Consider the following 6,172-nt stretch of genomic DNA (forward strand, 5'->3'; position numbering starts at 1 on the left):
GCCCACCCCCGGCCTGCCCGACATCCCCTTCACCACCGACACCCTGGTCACCATCGCCCCCTACGCGTTCGCCCTCGCCCTGGTGGGGCTGATGGAGTCGCTGATGACGGCCAAGCTGGTCGACGACATCACCGACACCCACTCGGGCAAGACCCGCGAGTCCATCGGCCAGGGGATCGCCAACGTCGTCACCGGCCTCTTCGGCGGCATGGGCGGCTGCGCGATGATCGGCCAGACCATGATCAACGTGAAGACCTCCGGCGCCCGCACCCGCCTGTCGACCTTCCTCGCCGGCGTCTTCCTCCTCATCCTGGTGGTCACCTTCGGCCCCGTGGTCTCCACCATTCCGATGGCCGCCCTGGTCGCGGTGATGATCCTGGTCTCCTTCGCCACCTTCGACTGGCACTCCATCCGGCCCAAGACCCTCAAGCGGATGCCCGTGGGCGAGACCGCCGTGATGGCCGTCACCGTCGCCGTGGTCGTGGCCACCCACAACCTCGCCATCGGCGTCGTCGTCGGCGTCATCACCGCCATGGTGATCTTCGCCCGCCGCGTCGCCCACCTCGCCGAGGTCTCCGGCGTGGTGGACCCCGACGGCACCAGCGTCGTCTACGCGGTCACCGGCGAGCTGTTCTTCGCCTCCTCCAACGACCTGGTCTACCAGTTCGACTACGCCGGCGACCCCGACGACGTCGTCATCGACCTGTCCGACGCCCACATCTGGGACGCCTCCTCGGTGGCCGCCCTGGACGCGATCGAGACCAAGTACGCCGCCCGCGGCAAGAAGGTCACCATCGTCGGCCTCAACAAGGCCAGCGCCGCCATCCACGGCAAGCTCGCCGGGCAGCTCGCCGACAGCCACTGACCGCCGGGGACGCTCCCGGAACCACATCGGCCCTCCGGTGCTTTCGCGCCGGAGGGCCGATGTGCGGGCGGATGCCGGAGGCGTCAGCCGAGCTTCTCCGTCTGGGCCTCGATGACGGCGGTCGGGAGGTCGAAGTCCTCACCGTTGCCGGCGGCGGCGATGTTGAAGGAGGAGAAGACGGCCAGCGTGGCGCCCTGGCGGACCACGGCCAGCTTGAGCGGGACCTTCTCGCCCTCCTGCTCGCTGGTCACCGTCCAGGCGGCGGCCTCCTCACCACCGGTGACCTTCTCCTCCTCGATGCCGGTCACCTTCTGCCCGTCGCCCTTGACACCTCCGGTGAACCCGCCGGAGCAGGACTCGGCGGCGGTGCGCAGGTCGGCCAGGGCCTTCTGTGCTCCCCCGTCCTCGTAGGAGCTGAGGGTGACCATCGTCGTCGTGGCGTCGAGGGCGCCCATGATCGCGTCCTCGAAGTTCTCCAGGTCCTCCTCGGTCAGCTCCTCGGAGCCGCCCGTGCCGCCGTCGGCCGGCTTCTCGGGCTCCTGGGTGACGATGCGCTGGGCGGTCGCCGCCGGGTCGCCCAGCGGCACGCCGAGCTGGGCGTGGGCCAGGGGCGCGCACTCGTCCTTGTCGGAGGAGACCTCCTTGGCGGAGACGCTGTCCCCGGCGCCCAGCTTCTCGACCTTGTGGCCCTCCACGTCGCCGTCGGCGAGGACGAGCTTCTCCAGCTCGGCGGAGGTCTTCGCCCCGGCGGCCGGCCCGGCGGAGGAGGACTTCTCGGACTGGCCGGCCTTGGCCTTCTCCTCGTCGCCCCCGCCGGAGTCCGAACCGCCGCAGGCGGTGGCCAGCAGGGCCAGGCAGGCCGCGGAGGCGGCGAGGGCGGTACGGCGTACGGCGGTGGATCGCATCGTGTGCTCTTTCTGCTCCGTTGACGGCCCCAACCGTCGCCCGGAGGGCGTTTCCGGCACAGGCCCGCCACAGGTCCCTGTGACGGGCCAACTCTAGGAGTTCACGCCGCGGCGGAGACGGGAAGTTTCGGACCGGCGTTCGATCGTGACGGTGATGTGATCATCCCGGACCCGGGCCGTGAAACCCCCGCCCGCACCGCCTTCGCCCCGCCCCGCCGGGGTCGGGGCGGGGCGAAGGCGGTGCGGCGGGCGCGGGGATCAGCCGGTCAGCGGCGCTTGCCGAAGTTCTGGACCCACCAGGGGCCGCCCGCCTTCTCGCTCACCCCGATGCCGATGTCCTGGTAGGCGCAGTTGAGGATGTTCCTGCGGTGGCCGGGGCTGTTCATCCAGCCGTTCATCACCTGCTCCGGGGTCCTCTGGCCCCTGGCGATGTTCTCCGCCAGCGCGGACCAGGAGTATCCGGCGGCCTCGACCCGCGAGGCCATGGTGGAGCCGTCGGGGCCGACGTGGGAGAGCACGCCGCGCTCCGCCATGGTTCCGGCGTAGGTCCGGGCGGCGCGGGACAGCCTCTCGTCCACCGTCAGCGGCCGGCAACCGGCCTTGGCCCGCTCGGCGTTGACCAGCTGGAGCACCCGTCGCGCGGCCGCGTCGTCCGTCTCCGGCTCCGGCTCGGCGGGCCGGGAGGCGGTCGGCTCGGGTGCGGGGGTCCGCTCCGGCGCGGTGGGCCGCGGGGTGCCGGGCTCGCCGTCCGCCGGGGGCTTCGAGCCGAGGTCGACGGTCAGGCCGAACTTGTCCAGGACCTCGGTGACGGGCTGGAAGAAGGTGGTGCCGCCCCTGCTGCAGTCGCCGTTGCCGCCCGAGGTGAGTCCGACGGCGACGCTGCCGGCGAAGAGCGCTCCACCGCTGTCGCCGGGCTGGGCGCACACGTCGGTGCGGATCAGGCCGTGGACCCTGCCCTGCGGGTAGTTGACCGTGGCGTTCAGCCCGGTGACGGTGCCGCCGTGCAGGCCCGTGGTGCTGCCGCTGCGCTGGACGCGCTGGCCGACGAACGCCTCGCCCGCGCCGGTGATCTCCTGGGTGCCGCCGTTGTAGAGGTTCACGGCGGCGGGACGCGGCACATCGGGGTTGTCGTAGCGGATCAGCGCGTAGTCGTCACCGGGGAAGCTGCTCTCCACGGCCCTGCCCACCCGCTGCCGCGAGGAGTCGCCGCTGCTCCAGGTGGCGCCCTTCTTCGTGCAGTGGCCCGCGGTGACGATGAAGTACTCGTCCCCCTTGCGGGCGTTGAAGCCGGCCGAGCAGCGGGAGCCGCCGGAGGTGATGGCGTCCCCGCCGGCGACGAAGGGCTCGAAGACGCCCCCGATCCGCTCTATTCGGGCCCTGCCGCCCAGCTTCGCGACCTTCTGGCGCAGCTCGCGCCATTTCTTCCCGGTCACGGTCGAGTCCACCGTGACCAGCACCTTGTTGGTGCGGGGGTCCACGGCCCAGGAGGTGCCGGGGGTGCGGGTGCTGCGGTCCAGCGACGACTTGGCCCTGGCGAGCTCCTCGGTGGTGCTGGCCACCTCCTTCGCCACGGCTCCGGCCTTGCGGACCGCCGTCAGGTCGCCGCCGTCGACGACGTTGACGACCAGCTTCTTCTCGGCGGGGTCGTAGTAGGACCCGGCCGCCTCCTCGCCCAGCTTCGCCTCCAGCCGGTGGGCCAGGGTGCTCGCCTGGGCCGCGCTCAGGAGCGAGGGCGCGGGGATGGCGTCCGCCTCGGGCTGCAGCACGACGATCGTGGTGGCCGCCACGGACGCGGCGGCGGCGCCGATGGCCGCCTTCAGCACCATCGGGCGTCTGCGCGCCCGCCGTCCTCGCTGCTGCTTCACCTTCACAGATCCGCTCCGTTCACTCGTGGGGGGATCGCCCCGGGGCGACGTCCGAGGGGACGCTATCGCCGCGGATCAGCGAGGTGAGCGGGTTTCAAAGTGCCCTCAGGGACAGCTAAGGAACAGCTAAGGCGGGCCGTCGGCCCCTCGCCTGCCCGCCTCCGTCCGCCCCCTGCGGGGACGGGGAGGACGGAGGCGGGAGAGCCCGGGAAGGCGGAGCCAGGTCCGGCGCCGCCGCCCGTGGGAGGCGCGCTCACCGCCCGGGGAGCGCTCCGGCGCCAGCTCCAGCTCCATCCGCACCCGCGCCCCGCCCAGCGGCGCGCGGCCGACCTCCAGCCGGCCCCGTCCGGTGTCGGCGGCGCGGTGGGCTATGTCCAGGCCCAGGCCGGTGGAGCCGCCGACGCTCGCACCCCGGGCGAGCGCCTGCTCGGGATCGGGGATGCCGGGGCCGGCGTCGTCCACGGTCACCACCACCGCGTGTGCCGTGCGGTGCACCCCCACCGCCAGGGCCGTGCCCTCCGGGGTGTGCCGGAAGACGTTGCCGACCAGGGCGTCGACGGCCGCGGCCAGGTCCTCCTCCGGCAGCGTCACGGGGGTGGGCTCGTCCGTCACCGTCACCGCGCAGTCCCGGCCCTGCTGGGCGGCCAGGACCGACCAGAAGTCGGTCCGCGCCGACACCACGCGCGCCGCCTCGCACGAGGTCCCCGGCCCCTGCGGGGCAGGGGCGAACGAGGCCGCCGACAGAGGCGTGCGGGCCGCCTTGATGATGGAGTCGAGTTCCTCCTCCAGGTGGGTGACGGCCGTCTCCAGCCGGTCTGCGTCCTCCCGCCGCAGTCCGGAGGCGATGCGCTCGGACTCCAGATGCAGCGCCGTCAGCGGCGTCCTGAGGCGGTGCGAGAGGTCGGCCACCAACTCGCGTTCCATCGCCAGCAGTTCGACGACACGGTCGGCCATGGCGTTGAACGCGGAGCCGGCCTCCTGCAGTTCGGGAGGGCCCTTCGGCTCCAGCCTCCTGTCCAGATCCCCCTCGCCCAGGGCGTTGGCGGCGCGCGAGAGGTCCCGCGATGCGCGCACCACCCGTGCGGCCAGCCGGTCGGCGACCAGCACCGACCCCGCCACCAGGACCAGCGCCAGCGCCGACATCACCATCCAGGAGGTGCCCACGCCCCGCTCGAACTCGGCGCGCGGCACGAAGGACTCGACCACCGCCACCCGGTCCCTGGCCAGCACCACCGGCTGCAGATGGACCCAGCCCCCCTCGGTGTCCTGGGCGAAGGTCCGCTGCTGCCGGGCCGCCCGCCGCCACGCGTCGGCGGGCGCGTAGGCGGTGCCCACCAGGCGTCCGCCGGGCAGGTGGACGCCCAGCCGGCCGGTGTCGTCGACCTCGGCCAAGGCCTGCTGCACCTCGTCCGGGCGGGTGGTCAGGGCCAGTACGGGGGCCAGTGCCGCCGCCCGCTGCTCGGCCACCGTGATCGCCCGGGACCTCACCTCGGACTTGACCAGCAGGGCCAGCGGAATCAGGAAGGACAGCGCGACCATGGAGGTGACGGCCAGCGCGACGCCGGCCAGCGTCCGTCTCATCGCGGCGTCACCAGCTTGATGCCCACGCCCCGCACGGTGTGCAGATAGCGCGGCCGGCTCGCCCGCTCGCCGAGCTTGCGGCGCAGGGAGGACACGTGCACGTCCAGGGTCTGCTCCTCGACGTAGGACTGGCGCCACACGTCCGCCAGGACGCGGCGGCGCGGCACCACCCGGTCCGCGCGCTCGGCGAGATAGGCCAGCAGGTCGAACTCCCGCCGGGTCAGGCGCAGTTCGCTGCCGTCCAGGAAGGCCGACCGCGCCTGCCGGTCGATGGCCAGGCCGCCCACGCGTATCGCGCCGTCCCGGGGCTCCGCCTCCGGGACGCCCGGGCGCTCGGCCGCCGCGGCGGAGCGGCGCAGCACCGCCCCGAGCCGGGCCGCCAACTGCCCGCCGGAGAAGGGCTTGACCAGGTAGTCGTCGGCTCCGGCGTTGAGCAGCCGGATGATCTCCGCCTCGTCGTCGCGCGCGGTGGCCACCAGCACCGGCACCTGCGAGATGCTGCGCAGCATGCGCAGGACGTCGACGCCGTCGAGGTCGGGCAGCCCCAGGTCGAGCACCACCGCGTCCGGCGGCTGCCGCGTCACCTCCCGCAGGGCCTCGAAGCCGTAGGGGGAGCTGCGCACCACGTGGTCGTGCCGGGACAGGACGTCGATGAGCCTGGCCCGTATCACGGGGTCGTCCTCGACCAGAAGTACCGATGCCATGGCCAGGGACGGTAACGGGTGCCGCCGGCGCGTCCGCGACCAGTGCCCTGTCAGGGGGCTTTCGCGAACCTTCAGGGCCTTCCCGGACCTTCCCGGGCCCTCGCGCGGGCGGCGGCGCGCGGTCGGGCAGTATGGGGCGGTGCCCCGCTACCTGCGCTACGTACTGCTGTGGCTGTCGTGCACGTCCCTCAGCGTGACGACGGTGAGCCTCACCGTCCAGTTCGTGGTCGGGACGACCCGGCCCACCCCGCC

At 73.2% G+C, this 6,172-nt stretch carries 5 protein-coding genes; 1 reads left to right on the plus strand and 4 read right to left on the minus strand.

The annotated features are described in order from the left end of the window. A partial coding sequence (locus L7D48_RS24125) for a SulP family inorganic anion transporter (RefSeq protein ID WP_237882428.1) occupies window positions 1–865 on the plus strand: 865 nt, incomplete at its 5' end. A gap of 83 nt (window positions 866–948) precedes the next feature. Here the strand turns inward: L7D48_RS24125 and L7D48_RS24130 are convergent. The 4 genes from L7D48_RS24130 to L7D48_RS24145 all read right to left on the minus strand — a co-directional run bounded on the left by L7D48_RS24130 (window position 949) and on the right by L7D48_RS24145 (window position 5,920). Beyond that, on the minus strand, window positions 949–1,770 hold the full coding sequence (locus L7D48_RS24130; RefSeq protein ID WP_237882430.1) for a hypothetical protein: 822 nt from the start codon (window positions 1,768–1,770) through the stop codon (window positions 949–951). A 266-nt stretch (window positions 1,771–2,036) separates the two neighbouring features. Next, on the minus strand, window positions 2,037–3,635 hold the full coding sequence (locus tag L7D48_RS24135) for a CAP domain-containing protein (protein ID WP_237882432.1): 1,599 nt from the start codon (window positions 3,633–3,635) through the stop codon (window positions 2,037–2,039). 126 nt (window positions 3,636–3,761) lie between these two features. Continuing rightward, window positions 3,762–5,216 carry a HAMP domain-containing sensor histidine kinase gene (locus tag L7D48_RS24140; RefSeq protein WP_237882434.1) on the minus strand — a complete coding sequence of 485 codons (1,455 nt, stop codon included), beginning with the start codon at window positions 5,214–5,216 and terminating at the stop codon, window positions 3,762–3,764. Continuing rightward, window positions 5,213–5,920 carry a response regulator transcription factor gene (locus tag L7D48_RS24145; protein ID WP_237882437.1) on the minus strand — a complete coding sequence of 236 codons (708 nt, stop codon included), beginning with the start codon at window positions 5,918–5,920 and terminating at the stop codon, window positions 5,213–5,215. Before L7D48_RS24145 ends, L7D48_RS24140 begins: the two co-directional genes overlap by 4 nt. Window positions 5,921–6,172: the final 252 nt, after the last annotated feature.

The organism is Streptomyces sp. ICN903, assembly GCF_022015835.1.
Taxonomy (GTDB): Bacteria; Actinomycetota; Actinomycetes; order Streptomycetales; family Streptomycetaceae; genus Streptomyces; species Streptomyces fenghuangensis.